Origin of the sequence: Mycobacterium sp. (genome assembly GCF_036490025.1) — a bacterium.
In the GTDB taxonomy this organism is placed as follows: domain Bacteria; phylum Actinomycetota; class Actinomycetes; order Mycobacteriales; family Mycobacteriaceae; genus Mycobacterium.
In genome coordinates, this window is the sequence record NZ_DASXEP010000066.1 from 1 (window position 1) to 14,680 (window position 14,680).

13 protein-coding genes, 2 tRNA genes and 1 pseudogene are annotated in these 14,680 nt (G+C 65.8%); 8 read left to right on the forward strand and 8 right to left on the reverse strand.

All coding sequences use genetic code 11. From position 1 onward, the window contains the following. From VGG53_RS07310 to VGG53_RS07320, 3 genes are all read left to right on the forward strand, one after another. On the forward strand, nucleotides 1–3,690 hold a 3,690-nt coding region (locus VGG53_RS07310), incomplete at its 5' end, for a beta-ketoacyl synthase N-terminal-like domain-containing protein (protein WP_331517371.1). A 105-nt stretch (nucleotides 3,691–3,795) separates the two neighbouring features. Further along, nucleotides 3,796–4,188, forward strand: coding sequence for a holo-ACP synthase (locus VGG53_RS07315; protein WP_331517372.1), 393 nt, complete (start codon nucleotides 3,796–3,798; stop codon nucleotides 4,186–4,188). A gap of 11 nt (nucleotides 4,189–4,199) precedes the next feature. Then, entirely contained in the window at nucleotides 4,200–5,525 is a 1,326-nt protein-coding gene (locus VGG53_RS07320) for a dipeptidase (protein WP_331517373.1), read from the forward strand. 26 nt (nucleotides 5,526–5,551) lie between these two features. On the opposite strand, the gene VGG53_RS07325 is transcribed toward VGG53_RS07320, so the two are convergent. Continuing rightward, nucleotides 5,552–6,343: a hypothetical protein gene (locus tag VGG53_RS07325; RefSeq protein WP_331517374.1), complete on the reverse strand. Its 792-nt coding sequence runs from the start codon at nucleotides 6,341–6,343 to the stop codon at nucleotides 5,552–5,554. 132 nt (nucleotides 6,344–6,475) lie between these two features. Continuing rightward, nucleotides 6,476–6,949 (reverse strand): thioredoxin-dependent thiol peroxidase, encoded by a 474-nt coding sequence (bcp, locus tag VGG53_RS07330; RefSeq protein ID WP_331517375.1) that lies wholly within the window; start codon nucleotides 6,947–6,949, stop codon nucleotides 6,476–6,478. Nucleotides 6,950–7,067: 118 nt separating this feature from the next. On the opposite strand from bcp, the gene VGG53_RS07335 reads away from it, so the two are divergent. Next, nucleotides 7,068–7,295, forward strand: a complete 228-nt coding sequence (locus VGG53_RS07335) for a DUF3618 domain-containing protein (RefSeq protein ID WP_331517376.1) — start codon at nucleotides 7,068–7,070, stop codon at nucleotides 7,293–7,295. Between the two features lie 27 nt (nucleotides 7,296–7,322). Here VGG53_RS07335 and VGG53_RS07340 read toward each other — a convergent pair. Further along, nucleotides 7,323–7,395: transfer RNA gene (locus VGG53_RS07340), tRNA-Lys, on the reverse strand. Between the two features lie 218 nt (nucleotides 7,396–7,613). Here VGG53_RS07340 and VGG53_RS07345 point away from each other — a divergent pair. Both VGG53_RS07345 and VGG53_RS07350 read left to right on the forward strand, forming a co-directional pair. Continuing rightward, nucleotides 7,614–8,771 (forward strand): L,D-transpeptidase, encoded by a 1,158-nt coding sequence (locus tag VGG53_RS07345; protein WP_331517385.1) that lies wholly within the window; start codon nucleotides 7,614–7,616, stop codon nucleotides 8,769–8,771. Nucleotides 8,772–8,870: 99 nt separating this feature from the next. Further along, nucleotides 8,871–9,077, forward strand: a complete 207-nt coding sequence (locus tag VGG53_RS07350) for a hypothetical protein (protein WP_331517377.1) — start codon at nucleotides 8,871–8,873, stop codon at nucleotides 9,075–9,077. 8 nt (nucleotides 9,078–9,085) lie between these two features. Here VGG53_RS07350 and VGG53_RS07355 read toward each other — a convergent pair. Continuing rightward, a tRNA-His gene (locus VGG53_RS07355) sits at nucleotides 9,086–9,161 on the reverse strand. Between the two features lie 48 nt (nucleotides 9,162–9,209). Beyond that, the gene (orn, locus tag VGG53_RS07360) at nucleotides 9,210–9,857 is read right to left on the reverse strand and encodes an oligoribonuclease (RefSeq protein WP_331517378.1); all 648 of its coding nucleotides are present in this window, start codon (nucleotides 9,855–9,857) and stop codon (nucleotides 9,210–9,212) included. Nucleotides 9,858–9,975: 118 nt separating this feature from the next. Here orn and VGG53_RS07365 point away from each other — a divergent pair, with 118 nt between their 5' ends. Then, a complete protein-coding gene (locus tag VGG53_RS07365) occupies nucleotides 9,976–11,523 on the forward strand; it encodes a helicase HerA-like domain-containing protein (protein WP_331517379.1) in 1,548 nt (515 codons plus the stop codon). 1 nt (nucleotide 11,524) lies between these two features. Here VGG53_RS07365 and cmrA read toward each other — a convergent pair whose 3' ends face one another. Next, nucleotides 11,525–12,328, reverse strand: coding sequence for a mycolate reductase (cmrA, locus tag VGG53_RS07370; protein ID WP_331517381.1), 804 nt, complete (start codon nucleotides 12,326–12,328; stop codon nucleotides 11,525–11,527). A gap of 24 nt (nucleotides 12,329–12,352) precedes the next feature. Here cmrA and VGG53_RS07375 point away from each other — a divergent pair, with 24 nt between their 5' ends. Next, nucleotides 12,353–13,684, forward strand: a complete 1,332-nt coding sequence (locus VGG53_RS07375) for an MFS transporter (RefSeq protein WP_331517382.1) — start codon at nucleotides 12,353–12,355, stop codon at nucleotides 13,682–13,684. 6 nt (nucleotides 13,685–13,690) lie between these two features. On the opposite strand, the gene VGG53_RS07380 is transcribed toward VGG53_RS07375, so the two are convergent. Together VGG53_RS07380 and VGG53_RS07385 are read right to left on the reverse strand one after the other, a co-directional pair. Next, on the reverse strand, nucleotides 13,691–14,440 hold the full coding sequence (locus VGG53_RS07380; RefSeq protein ID WP_331517384.1) for an MmpS family transport accessory protein: 750 nt from the start codon (nucleotides 14,438–14,440) through the stop codon (nucleotides 13,691–13,693). Nucleotides 14,441–14,515: 75 nt separating this feature from the next. Next, a pseudogene (locus VGG53_RS07385) lies at nucleotides 14,516–14,680 on the reverse strand (TetR/AcrR family transcriptional regulator); the annotation flags it as partial.

Below are 14,680 nucleotides of genomic sequence, written 5' to 3' on the forward strand. Positions count from 1 at the left end.
CAGGTCACCAAGCTGGCACGCACCTACAAGCCTTACGGCCCAGTGCTTTCCGACGCGATCAACGACCAGCTGCGCACGATCCTGGGTCCGTCCGGTAAACGGCCGGCGGCGATCGCCGAGCGGGTGACCAAGACCTGGGAACTCGGCGAAGGATGGGTCAAGCACGTCACCGTCGAGGTCGTGCTGGGGACCCGCGAGGGCACCAGCGTTCGTGGCGGCACGATGGGCCACCTGCACGAGGGTGCGCTGGCTGACGCCGGCGCCGTCGACAGCGTCATCGATGCCGCGGTCACGGCCGTGGCCGCACGCCGCGGGATCGCGGTGGCGTTGCCGTCGACCGGTGGTGGCGGCGGTGCGACCGTCGACGCGGCCGCGCTCGGCGAGTTCACCGAACAGATCACCGGCCGCGACGGCGTGCTCGCTTCGGCGGCCCGTCTGGTGCTGGGCCAGCTGGGATTCGACGACCCGGTCAGTGTGCCACCGGCCACGACCGACGCCGAGCTGATCGACCTGGTCACCGCCGAACTGGGCGCCGACTGGCCGCGTCTGGTGGCACCGGTGTTCGACGGCAAGAAAGCCGTGGTGTTCGACGACCGATGGGCCAGCGCCCGCGAAGATCTGGTCAAGCTGTGGCTGGTCGACGAAGACGAGGCCAACGCCGACTGGGCACGGCTCTCGGAGCGTTTCGAGGGCGCCGGCCACGTGGTGGCGACGCAGGCGACCTGGTGGCAGGGCAAGGCTCTGGCGGCCGGGCGTCAGGTCCACGCGTCGCTGTACGGCCGGATCGCTGCCGGTGCGGAGAACCCGGACAACGGCAAGTACCACGACCACGTCGCGGTGATCACCGGTGCATCGAAGGGCTCGATCGCCGCGTCGGTGGTCGGACAGCTGCTCGACGGCGGTGCCACCGTCATCGCGACGACCTCGAAGCTCGACGACGACCGGTTGGCCTTTTACCGCACGCTGTACCGTGACCACGCCCGCTTCGGTGCTTCCCTGTGGGTGGTCGCCGCCAACATGGCGTCCTACTCCGACATCGATGCGCTCGTCGAATGGATCGGCCACGAGCAGTCCGAAAGCCTTGGGCCGCAGTCGATTCACATCAAGAATGCGCAGACCCCGACGCTGCTGTTCCCGTTCGCGGCGCCGCGGGTGGTCGGCGACCTGTCCGAGGCCGGTTCGCGCTCCGAGATGGAGATGAAGGTGCTGCTGTGGGCCGTGCAGCGGCTGATCGGCGGTCTGTCCAGGATCGGCGCCGAGCGCGACATCGCCTCGCGACTGCACGTGGTGCTGCCGGGCTCGCCCAATCGCGGCATGTTCGGCGGTGACGGCGCCTACGGTGAAGCCAAGTCGGCGCTGGATGCGGTGGTGACGCGATGGGGAGCCGAGTCGTCGTGGGCGCAGCGAGTCAGCCTGGCCCACGCGTTGATCGGTTGGACCCGTGGAACCGGGCTGATGGGCCACAACGATGCGATCGTCAGCGCCGTCGAAGAAGCCGGTGTGACAACCTATTCCACCGACGAGATGGCCGAAATGCTGCTGGGGCTCTGCGACATCGAGTCGAGAGCGGCCGCGGCGACCGCGCCGATCAAGGTCGACTTCACCGGCGGGCTCGGCGATGTCGACCTCGATATGGCCGAGCTGGCCGCCAAGGCCCGCGAGGAGATGACGGCGGACGCTGTCATCGACAGTGAGGCCGACGGGCAGGAGACTATTGCGGCATTGCCGTCGCCGCCGCGCGGCTTCACCCCGGCGCCCCCGCCGGTGTGGGATGACCTCGACATCGACCCCTCCGAGTTGGTAGTCATCGTCGGCGGTGCCGAACTCGGTCCGTACGGCTCGTCGCGGACTCGCTTCGAGGTGGAGGTCGACAACGAACTGTCGGCAGCCGGCGTGCTCGAGTTGGCTTGGACCACAGGCTTGATCAAGTGGGAAGACGACCCGACACCAGGCTGGTATGACACCGAATCCGGCGACCTGGTCGACGAAGCCGAGTTGGTCGAGCGCTACCACGACGTGGTGATCGAACGCGTCGGCATCCGCGAGTTCGTCGACGACGGCGCTATCGATCCCGATCACGCGTCGCCACTCATGGTGAGTGTGTTCCTGGACAAGGACTTCACGTTCGTCGTCTCATCGGAGGCCGACGCCCGCGGGTTCGCCCAGTTCGACGCCGAGCACACGGTGGTCCAGCCGGTCCCGGGCTCGAGCGACTGGCAGGTTACCCGTAAGGCGGGCACCGAGATTCGCGTCCCGCGCAAGACCAAGCTGTCGCGGACCGTCGGTGCGCAGATCCCCACCCGGTTCGACCCGACGGTGTTCGGCATCAGCCCGGACATGGCCACCTCGGTCGACCGGGTGGCGTTGTGGAACATCGTCGCGACCGTCGACGCGTTCCTCTCGTCGGGCTTCACGCCGACCGAGCTGATGCGATGGGTGCACCCGGGCTTGGTGGCCAGCACCCAGGGCACCGGCATGGGTGGCATGACGTCGATGCAGACGATGTATCACGGCAACCTGCTCGGCCGGAACAAGCCGAACGACATCTTGCAGGAAGTTCTGCCGAATGTCGTTGCCGCTCATGTGGTTCAGTCCTATATCGGCAGCTACGGCGCGATGATCCACCCGGTTGGCGCGTGTGCCACCGCGGCGGTCTCGGTCGAGGAGGGCATGGACAAGATCCGCCTGGGCAAGGCCGAGCTGGTGGTCACGGGCGGCTTCGACGACCTGACGCTGGAGGCCATCATCGGCTTCGGTGACATGGCCGCCACCGCCGACACCGCCATGATGCGCGGCCGGGGCATTGCGGACTCGAAGTTCTCCCGGCCCAACGACCGGCGCCGGCTCGGCTTCCTGGAAGCCCAAGGCGGCGGCACCATCCTGCTGGCCCGCGGCGACCTCGCGGTCAAGATGGGTCTGCCCGTGCTGGCCGTGGTGGGCTACGCGCAGTCGTTCGCCGACGGTGTGCATACCTCGATCCCGGCCCCGGGCCTGGGCGCGCTGGGTGCCGGCCGTGGCGGCAAGGATTCGCAGCTGGCCCGATCGCTGGCCAAGCTCGGCGTCGGCGCCGACGACGTCGCGGTGATCTCCAAGCACGACACCTCGACGTTGGCTAACGACCCCAACGAGACCGAACTGCATGAGCGGCTGGCCGATTCGCTCGGCCGCTCTCGCGGGGCGCCGCTGTTCATCGTGTCGCAGAAGAGCCTTACCGGGCACGCCAAGGGCGGCGCGGCGGTCTTCCAGATGATGGGGCTGTGCCAGATCCTGCGCGATGGGGTGATCCCGCCCAACCGGAGCCTGGATTGCGTCGACGACGAACTCGCGGACTCCGCGCACTTCGTCTGGGTCCGCGACACGCTGCGACTCGGCGAGAAGTTCCCGCTGAAGGCCGGGCTGGTGACCAGCCTCGGGTTCGGCCACGTGTCCGGCCTGGTCGCGCTGGTGCACCCGCAGGCCTTCCTGGCCACTCTGGACGCCGACCAGCGCGCGGATTACCAGCGACGGGCCGACGCTCGGCTGCTGGCCGGGCAGCGCCGACTGGCGTCGGCGATCGCCGGCGGCCGCCCGCTGTACGAGCGGCCCGCCGACCGTCGCTTCGACCACGAGGTGTCCGAGAAGCGGCAGGAAGCGACGATGTTGCTCGACGCGACGGCGCGATTGGGCGACGGCGACCTTTACCGTCTTTGACCACCCCCGGTGAAGGTCCGATAGGTTTCTGCGCATGAGCCGCGCCAGCGACGATGCAGAGCGCAGCGATGATGCAGAGCTTTGTGATGAGGAGGAGCGGCGCCAATGGGCATCGTCGGAGTGGGGATAGACCTTGTCTCCATTGCTGAGTTCGCGGAGCAGGTCGATCAGCCCGGAACGGTCTTTGCCGAGACATTTACGCCAGGCGAGCGGCGTGACGCCTCGGACAAGAGTTCGTCGGCCGCGCGCCACCTGGCGGCGCGGTGGGCGGCCAAGGAAGCGGTGATCAAGGCCTGGTCCGGGTCGCGGTTTTCCCAGCGGCCGGTGTTGCGCGAGGACATCCACCGCGACATCGAGGTCGTCACCGATATGTGGGGCCGACCGCGGGTGCGGTTGACCGGCGACATCGCCAAGCATTTGAAGGACGTCACGATCCACGTGTCGTTGACGCACGAAGCCGGCACCGCGGCCGCGGTAGCCATCCTGGAGGCCGACTAGCCTCGAAGACCATGAGCGATCTAGTCGAACGCGTGCGCGAGGTACTGCCTTCGGTGCGCGACGATCTGGAGAATCTGGTGCGTATCCAATCGGTGTGGGCCGACCCGGCCCGCCGCGACCAGGTGCACCGCAGCGCACAAGCTACTGCAGACCTGTTGTCGCAGGCGGGTTTTGGTGACGTTCAGATCGTCAGCGAAGGCGGTGCACCCGCGGTCATCGCGCGTCATGCGGCACCGCCCGGAGCGCCGACCGTGCTGCTGTACGCCCACCATGATGTGCAGCCCGAGGGCGACCCTGCCCAATGGACGTCGCCGCCGTTCGAGCCGTCCGAGCGCGATGGCCGACTCTACGGGCGGGGCAGCGCCGACGACAAGGCCGGTATCGCAACACATTTGGCGGCGTTCCGGGCGCACGGCGGTCAGCCGCCGGTCGGGGTGACGGTGTTCGTCGAAGGTGAGGAAGAGTCCGGTTCGCCGTCGTTGGGCCGACTGCTGGTCGCCCATCGCGATGCGCTGGCCGCAGATGTGATCGTCATTGCCGATTCGGACAATTGGAGTACCGACATCCCGGCGCTGACGGTATCGCTGCGCGGACTGGCCGACTGCGTGGTCGAGGTCGCCACGCTTGATCACGGCCTGCACTCAGGCCTATGGGGTGGTGTGGTGCCCGACGCAGTGTCGGTGCTGGTGCGCCTGCTGGCCAGCCTGCACGACGACGACGGCAACGTGGCGGTGGCGGGCCTCCACGAAAGCACCGCCGCGGCAGTGGATTATCCCGACGAGCGGGTGCGGGCCGAATCGGGATTGCTTGACGGCGTGGCCGAAATCGGTTCCGGCTCGGTGCCGCAGCGGCTGTGGTCCAAACCGGCGATCACGGTCATCGGCATCGACACCACATCCATTGCGGCATCGTCGAACACGCTGATCCCACGCGCCCGTGCGAAAGTGAGTATGCGGGTCGCTCCCGGCGGTGACGCCGCCGCGCACCTGGACGCGTTGCGCACCCATCTGGAGCAGCACGCGCCGTGGGGTGCACACGTGACCGTGACGCCCGGAGATGTCGGGCAGCCGTACGCCATCGACGGCTCCGGGCCGGTATACGACGCCGCTCGGGCGGCGTTCCGGCAGGCCTGGGGGACTGAGCCCGTCGAGATGGGCATGGGCGGCTCGATCCCGTTCATCGCCGAGTTCGCCGCCGCTTTCCCGAACGCGGCAATCCTGGTTACCGGTGTGGAGGACCCCGCGACGCAGGCACACAGCGTCAACGAGAGCCTGCACCTGGGGGTGCTGGAGCGGGCCGCGACCGCTGAGGCGCTGTTGCTGGCGAACTTGGCCTGACCCAATAATGGCCACGGAAAAGCCGGTTATGAGACGGGTTGGGACAGTACCGCGACCACTTCTTGCAATGGGTCCGAGCTGGTTGATACCGCGCCGACATAGGGGTGTGCCAGTTCAATGACGAGGAAGAGGTTGGTGGCAACGATAACGGCGACGATGGCCACCATCGGATAGTGCAGGATGGGTTTTTCGACCCCGTAGATGATCATGGTGCCGATGACCAGACTGCTTGTCACGAAGATGACCGCCCAGAACGGCCAGGGGAGTCCGGCGTCTTCGCGGGCAGTGAGTAGTCGCACGGTGCGTGCCTGGCTGATCTTGTCGAGGTTGGAAAAGGACGTCGCGAGCAGAGTCTTCTGGGTGTCCGTCTTTGCGGCGACGCCGCCGTAGGCCTGGTATAGGCGGGCCAGGGCGGTGTCGGCATCTGGTGAGCGACTATTCCCGGCGTGCGGCCATTCAGCGATGGCGGCGTGTTCATACGTCAGCAGACTCTGCCGGATGCGGTCCTTATCGGACGTATCGAAAACGACTGCGTCTCTGGCCATCTGCGCCGCTGCTGCACCCTCGGTGCGTGCGTTGCCGTCTGCGGCGTTGTTCTGACCCCACATGGAGGAGACGACGAATCCGATGAAGAAGGCATAGACGAACCCGATGAAGCCGTAGGTGAACTTGGTGACGTCGTTGTGCGCGTCACCTGCAAGGACCGGGAACCGCCGACGCACGTATCTCTGGAGCAGCACCGCTCCGCCCGCGATGAGCACGATCAGGCCGGTGAGCAGCACCCACGATGGGATGTAGTTCACAATCCACCAAGTCATCAGCGGCACTCCCAAGCTAGGGTCGGCTGTGCTCCATCGGAGCGTGAATCGACGAAGTCTCGCAGGGAGGGCGTCGGGCCCGCGTCTGACCGCCGAGACGGAATGGCGGTTTCACTCGGTGATCGCCATCGCCTAGACCGACAGGTCGCGGCGCAGCTTGGCCACGTGTCCGGTGGCCTTCACGTTGTACTGGGCCACGGCGATCTTGCCCTTCTCGTCGACGACGAACGTCGAGCGGATCACACCGGTGACGGTCTTGCCGTACATCTGCTTTTCGCCGTAGGCGCCCCAGGCCGTCAGCACTTTGCGCTCGGGGTCGGACAGCAGCGGAAAGGTCAGGCCCTCGGCGTCACGGAACTTGGCCAGCTTCTCCGGCTTGTCAGGGGAGATGCCGACGACGTCGAGGCCGGCCCCGCTGAGCTCGCCCAGGCTGTCGCGGAAGTCGCAGGCCTGTTTGGTGCAGCCAGGGGTCGACGCCGCCGGGTAGAAGTAGACGATGACGCGCCGGCCCTTGTAGTCGGCCAGCGAGACCTTCTTGCCGTCGGCGTCAGGCAGTGTAAAGGCGGGCGCTTTGTCGCCCGGCGCGAGGCGTGCGGTGTCGGTCACGAAGCTGCCTTTCTGTTCACCGGCAGGTGGGATGCGTGCCGGCTGATCTAGGGTAGGTCGGCAGGCACCAACCTAGACCGAGCCTGGTCGTGGTTCGCCGACGACAGGGAGGACGAGAGTGGCGGAGCGGGATCCCGACACCATCAAGCAAGAGATCGACAAGGCCCGCGACCAGCTCGCGTCGACCGTCGACTCGCTGGCTGTGCGGGCCAATCCCCGCCGACTCGCCGAAGACGCCAAAGCCCTGGCGATCGGGTTTGTCAAGAAGCCCGCGGTGGCGGTTTCGCTGGCCGCAATTGCAGCACTCGCGGCCACCTTGGCGGTGCGCCGGATTCGTAACAGGTGACGCGGTGAACCTCGGCAGCTTTTGAAGTGCGCCGTCAGGGTTTCGAACCCCGGACCCGCTGATTAAGAGTCAGCTGCTCTACCAACTGAGCTAACGGCGCGTGCGTCCTGACGGACTGCGTTTGCGACAATAACAGCCATTCCGGCGGCGGACGAAATCGTCGAGCCTGAGATGAATCGCTGGGGACTGTTGACAGTCGTCTACGCCTTAGACTACTCCCCAGTAACACAGCAATACGCGTCGCAAGGGGGAACAGCGCAGGTGGCTGGCCGCTGGATCAGGTCTAAGCATGGTTGCCGGCAGTTGCTGGCCGTGCTGATGGTGCCGCTCGCCGTTTTCGGCGCGGGCGCCTGCAGCGGCGGCGGGCGCGCCCCGGCGCCCCGGGCCATCATGGACAAGGCCACGCCATTCGGTGACCTGCTGGTCCCCAAACTCAGCACGTCGGTGACCGACGGTGCTGTCGGCGTGGCGGTGGACAGCCCGGTGACGGTGAGCGCTGACGACGGTGTGCTGGCTTCCGTCGACATGGTCAACGAAAACGGTGGGACCGTCGACGGCCGACTCAGCCCCGACGGCGTGCACTGGTCGACCACCGAGCGGTTGGGCTACAACAGGCTCTACACGCTGACCGCCAAAGCGCGCGGGCTGGGCGGAACGGCCACCCGCCAGCTGACGTTCCATACTCACTCGCCGCAGAACCTGGCCATGCCGTACGCCATGCCGCACGACGGCGAGGTGGTGGGCGTCGGCGAGCCGGTGGCGATCCAGTTCGACGAGAACATCGGCAACCGCGAGGCGGCTGAGAAGGCCATCGTGGTGACGACCGACCCGCCCGTCGAGGGGGCGTTCTACTGGTTGAACAACCGTGAAGTACGTTGGCGCCCTGAGCATTTCTGGAAGCCGGGGACAGCCGTGAACATCGCGGTGAACACCTATGGTGTCGATCTGGGTAACGGCGTATTCGGTGAGGACAACGTGCGCTCACACTTCACCATCGGTGATGAAGTCATCGCGACCGCCGACGACAACACCAAGATGGTGACGGTGCGGGTCAACGGTGATGTCGTCAAGACCATGCCGACGTCGATGGGCAAAGACAGCACTCCCACCGCCAGCGGTACCTACATTCTCGGTCTGCGATTCGCGCACATGATCATGGATTCGTCGACCTATGGCGTACCGGTCAACTCGCCCAACGGATATCGCACCGAGGTGGATTTCGCCACCCAGATGTCCTACAGCGGTGTATTCGTGCATTCGGCGCCGTGGTCGGTGGGTGCCCAGGGCCACACCAACACCAGCCACGGCTGTCTGAATGTGAGCCCCAGCAACGCGCAATGGTTCTACGAGCACACCAAGCGTGGCGACATCGTCGAGGTGCTCAACACCCTCGGCCCGCGGCTGTCCGGGACCGAAGGCCTCGGCGACTGGAACATCCCGTGGGATCAGTGGCACGCTGGCAACGCCAAGACGTAACCCGTTGATCAGGTTGGCGATACCTGTTGTTTTGCAAGGTAATTGAGCGCCGACATGCCCGAGTGGGCGAGTGTGCCTGTGCGCTTTTACCCTCGAGCTGTGAATGAAACTCGCGATCGACCAACCGAGGCGGTGGTCAGTCGCAACGTCCGCGACCAACTTGCGGTATTCGGCGGCCACGTCCTGTGGCGAGTGGTCGGTGTGGCCGTCGGCGTCATCGCTATCACCGCAGAGGTGGCGTTCGAGCTGGAGATGCAAAGGCTCGCAGCTCGTAATCGGCGTTACGCCGGGCAGCGCCGACCATGACGCCTATTTGGGGTGAGTGACGGGACTCGAACCCGCGACATTCAGGATCACAACCTGACGCTCTACCAACTGAACTACACCCACCATTGCTGCCGGCCGGTCACTCGAGGTGCCGTAGCAGCGTCGTCGATACTAGCCGGTCGAGCCCTCAGCGGGCGAATCCATTCCCGCCGGCGTGGGCGGTTCAGCGCCGAGCTCCTCGGCCACGACGGCGATCTCGCTGGTGGTGGGACCCGGTGGCGACACGAATGCGGTGCGCCGGTAGTACTGCAGCTCGCGAATGGATTCGTGGATATCGGCCAGTGCGCGGTGCGCGAGACCCTTGGCGGGCTGGCCGTAGTAGATCCGCGGATACCAACGGCGGCACAACTCTTTGATCGAGCTCACATCGATCATCCGGTAGTGCAGAAACGAGTCCAGAGCGGGCATGTCGCGTGCGATGAAGCCGCGGTCGGTGGCGATCGAGTTGCCCGCCAGCGGTGCCGTTTTGGCTTGCTTGACATGTTGACGGATGTAGTCCAGCGCCGCCGCCTCGGCCGTCGCCAAGTCCACGGTCGACGCCCGCACCTCTTCGATGAGCCCGGACCGCGTATGCATCTCGGTCACAACGTCGACCATCGAGGACACCGCCGCATCGTCTGCGTGGATCACCACGTCGACGCCGTCGCCAAGGATGTTCAGCTCAGCGTCAGTGACGAGGACGGCGATCTCGATCAACTTGTCCGAGCCCAGGTCCAGGCCGGTCATCTCGCAGTCGATCCACACCAGTTGGTCCCGCACAGCGTTCACAGTAAGCAAAGTTCGCTGGCGGGCCTGCAGGCACCCCACCTGAGCGTGACAGCAAGTAAGGTCGTGCGGTGTCCGCACTAGGCCCACGAGTGGAGAGGCAGACGTCACCATGAGCTCCGAGTCGACCCCGGGCAGCGCATCGGCAACGGCCCCGGCGCAGCAGATCGCAGCCGGCTACGCGGTCGAGGGCCAGGCCCTGGAGTTGGGCACCGTCGTCATCGACGGCAAGACCGACCCGACCGCGCAAATTCGCATCCCGTTGGCCACCGTCAACCGGCACGGTCTGGTGGCCGGCGCGACCGGCACCGGCAAGACCAAGACGCTGCAGGTGATCGCCGAGCAACTCTCGGCAGCAGGTGTGCCCGTGCTGATGGCCGACGTCAAAGGTGACCTGTCCGGCCTGTCGCGCCCCGGAGAGAGCAGCGACAAGATCACCGCGCGCGCCAAGGAAACCGGAGACAACTGGGAGTCCAACGGCTTCCCAGTCGAATTCTTGTCGTTGGGGACCAAAGGGATTGGCGTTCCCGTGCGGGCGACCATCGCGAGCTTCGGACCTACTCTCCTTTCGAAAGTATTGGGGCTCAACAGCACTCAAGAATCAACACTGGGCTTGATTTTCCACTATGCCGAGCAGAACAACTACGAGCTGCTGGACCTGAAAGACCTGCGCGCGGTGATAGCAAAACTCACCAGCGACGCCGGCAAAGCCGATCTGAAAGCGCTTGGCGGCGTTTCTGCGCAAACGGCCGGCGTCATCCTGCGCGCTTTGGTCAATCTGGAAGCCGAAGGCGCCGACACATTTTTCGGCGAGCCGGAACTCAAGCCCGATGACCTGTTGCGTCAGGACAACGGTCACGGGGTCATCTCACTGCTGGAACTTGGGGACCAGTCCGCCCGCCCGGTGTTGTTCTCCACGTTCTTGATGTGGGTGCTATCCGACCTTTTCAGGTCCTTGCCCGAGGTCGGCGACATCGACAAACCCAAGCTCGTCTTCTTCTTCGACGAAGCGCACCTGCTGTTCGCTGACGCGTCCAAGGCATTCCTCGACCAGGTCGAGCAGACGGTGAAGCTGATCCGCTCTCGGGGGGTCGGCGTCTTCTTCTGCACCCAGTTGCCTACCGATGTGCCCAACGAGGTGCTGTCCCAATTGGGGGCCCGGATCCAGCACGCCCTGCGTGCGTTCACGCCCGATGATCAGAAGGCGCTGACGAAAACGGTGCGTACCTACCCCAAAACCGATGTCTACGACCTGGCTTCGGCGTTGACGTCGCTGGGCATCGGGGAAGCCGTCGTCACCGTGCTCTCGGAACGCGGTGCCCCGACTCCGGTGGCCTGGACCAGGTTGCGCTCGCCTCGCTCCCTGATGGCCGCCATCGGTGATGACGCAATCAAGACGGCGGCCAAAGCCAGCCGCTTGGACCAGACCTACGGTGACACCAAAGACCGTGAATCTGCATCTGAGAAGATCGAAGCCGAAAAGGCGCAGGCCCAAGCCGATCAGCCGGCTAAAAGCGGATCGAAGAATGCGCCCGAACCTGCAGAGGAAGCGGGCTGGTTTAGACGTCTCCTCGAAAGTCGTGGCTTCCAGGCATTTCTGAAGGCGGTTGCCCTCCAGTTCATCCGCACCAAGTTCGGCGGCACCAAACGCCGGCGATAGATCAGCCGCCCATCCGCTTATAGAAGCTTCCGACGATCGGCGCGACGATGGCGCGTGGCGCGTACTGACTGGCCACCGACATCGCCTTGGACGTCACGCCGGGCACAATACGCATCTTGTTGCGCGCCAACGCATCCAGCGACTTCCGTGCGGTGTATTCGGTGGAGATCCATAGGAAGTCGGGAACCAGCTTCTCGACGATCGACGCTTCGGACGGGTCCGGCAGATCGGTGCGAACCGGACCCGGCGCCAAAAGCGTGACGTGTACGCCGGTTTTGCGTAGTTCGCCCCGCAACGACTCACTGAACGTGTTCGCGAACGCTTTGGTCGCCGCGTACGTCGCGTTGTAGGGAATCGGTGAATTGCCTGCTGCCGAACCGGAAATCAAGATGCCGCCGGCCTTGCGCTCGATCATCCCCGGCAGCACCGCCAGCACCAAGTCGTGCACCGCGATGGCGTTCAGCTGTACCTGAGCCCGTTCCGTCGCGGCGTCAAGGGTGGAAACCGAACCGAACGTCGCCGTGCCGGCGTTGGCACACAGGATCGAGATGTTCCGGGTGACCAACTCGTCGACCAGTTTTGCGCGTTCGGCGGTGTCGGCGAGGTCGGCGGGGCGGACATCGACGGTGACGCCGTATTGCTCGGTCAGGCTGGCAGCCAGGGTGTTGAGCAGATCTTCGCGCCGTGCCGTGATGATCAGGCTGTGGCCGCGGGCGGCCAATTCGGTGGCCAGTGCCTCGCCGATGTTCTGCGAGGCTCCGGTGACAACGGCACGAGCGTCGGGGCTGGGGGCGGGTACCGGCATGCGCCAATGGTAGACAGACCAACGATGCCTGATTCCAGCAGTGACGGTTCGCCCAGAACCGAGCGAACCCAGGCGCTGGCATGGGCACTATGGGACACCGGTTCGGCCGGCGTGAGCGGCGTCGTGGTGACGTTCGTGTTCTCGGTCTATCTGACCGGCACGGTCGGCAAGGGGTTGGCGGGCGACGTGCCGCCGGCGAGCTGGTTGGGTCGCGCGCTGGCGATCGGCGGATTGACGATCGCCATGCTGGCGCCGCTGATTGGTGTATGGGTCGAGGACTCCCGCCGGCGGCGCATCGCCTTGACCGTGCTGACTGGCATGGTGGTGGCGCTGGTGAGCGCCATGAGCCTGATCCGTGACCGCCCGGAATACCTGTGGCCGGGGTTGGTGCTACTCGCGGCCGCCGCGGCCTGCGGCGATCTGGCCAGCGTGCCGTACAACGCCATGCTGCGTCAGCTTTCGACGCCGCAGAACTCCGGCCGGATCTCCGGCTTTGGCTTGGCGGCGGCATTCGTCGGCAGCGTCGGACTTTTGATCATCGCCTACTTCGGCTGTATCGCCGGCGAGGGGGACACCCGCGGGTTTCTGCAACTGCCCGTCGGCGACGGTATGAACGTCCGGATGGCGATGCTGGTGGCTGCCGGCTGGTTCGTGGTGTTCGCGTCGCCGCTGCTGTTGACCGCGCACCGGCTGCCGCCGCCGACGGAGCTCTTCAGCCCCGTGCGCGGTGTGCTTGGCAGCTACCGAAAGCTGTGGCGAGACCTGGTCACCGAGTGGCACCGCGACCGCAATCTGGTGTATTACCTGGTGGCCAGCGCGATCTTTCGCGACGGCCTGGCCGGCGTCTTCACCTTCGGTGGCGTACTCGGCGTCAACGTCTACGGGATCTCGCCGGCCGATGTGCTGATCTTCGGGGTGGCCGCCAGCGTGGTGGCGGCGCTGGGCGCCGTCTTCGGCGGGTTCTTGGACGACCGGGTCGGCTCCAAGCCGGTCATCGTCGGATCACTGGTCTGCATCATCGCGGCGGGGCTGGCCATGATGGTCGTGTCCGGGCCTCGCCCGTTCTGGATTTGCGGACTGTTGTTGTGCGTGTTCATCGGACCGGCGCAGGCGTCGGCGCGGACGCTGCTGCTGAGGATGTCCAGCGCCGGAAAGGAGGGCGTGGCCTTCGGCCTCTACACGATGACCGGGCGTGCGGTGTCGTTCGTGGCGCCATGGCTGTTTTCGGTCTTCGTGGACGTTTTCGGCGCCGTTCGCGCCGGTATGGGCGGTCTGTGTTTGGTGATGGTGGTCGGGCTGCTGATCTTGCTCGTTGTGCGTGCCCCGCACCGAATCCTGGTGGCAGGCGTCGATTGAGCCGGCTCAGCCCGACCCATTGCAGATCGTCAACCCAACGCCGCTGCGCTGGATGATCTCGAGTCCGTCCACAGTCACCGAACACGTGACGTCGTGTCCGATATTCACGATGGTGACATTGGGAGTCCGGCTGCCCGAATCTGGCAGGCTGACTTCCTTGGTCCACGGCAACGCGACGTTGAATTCGGTTTGCATCATCCCGTCGTTGTCCACGTAGGTGATGCTGATGGCGCGGCCGTCGCCGGTGACGTTGTAAATCACGGTCTGCATCGCGCTCGCGTCAGCGGGCTGGCTGGGCTCGGTGGTGGCCGGCGCGCTGGCCGACGGCGCCGGCGATGTGGAGGTGGCCGGCACCGGGCGCTGCGAACTCGGCGGCGACGGCAATGCGGGGACTGCCGTCTGTTTCCTGGCCGTGCCGTTGGCGATCACCAGAGCGATGACCAATGCGGCGACCAATACCACCGCCGCGACCGCGGCGATCCACAGCCAGCGCGGTGCTTTCGGTCGCCCGTGCTCGGGCACCTGCGGCGTCTGATCCGGCGGGGGGTGACCCTGCAGCCAGTACTGGGGCAGCCTGTCGGTCGGGTTGGTGAGGTTCGGATCGGGCGACGAGCCGGAGGAGTCAGGGGGCGGGTAGAACGACTGGCCGCCATAGGCCGGGTCGGTGTACGGAGGGTAGAGCTGGTGCAGTCGTTGGGTTTGGTCAGTGCGCTCTTGGCCTGAACGGGTGTGCTCGGGATGACGTCGATCGCTCATGCCCACCTCATTGCTGCAGGGTACCTGCAGCACAACCGTCGGCGCCGAAAGTCCGATGAACACTGGCAATGCTCGTCACTGAAGCTCGGCGCCCATGCTCAAGGCGGCAACGGTCATCGCCCGCATCACCGCACGTGAGCGCGCGGCTCGCGCCGCCTTGCCGTCGCCGGTCTTGAGGCTGTGCGGAGTGGAGTTGAGCAGACCGAACACGGCGTGCGCCATCAGCCGGGCGTCGGCTTC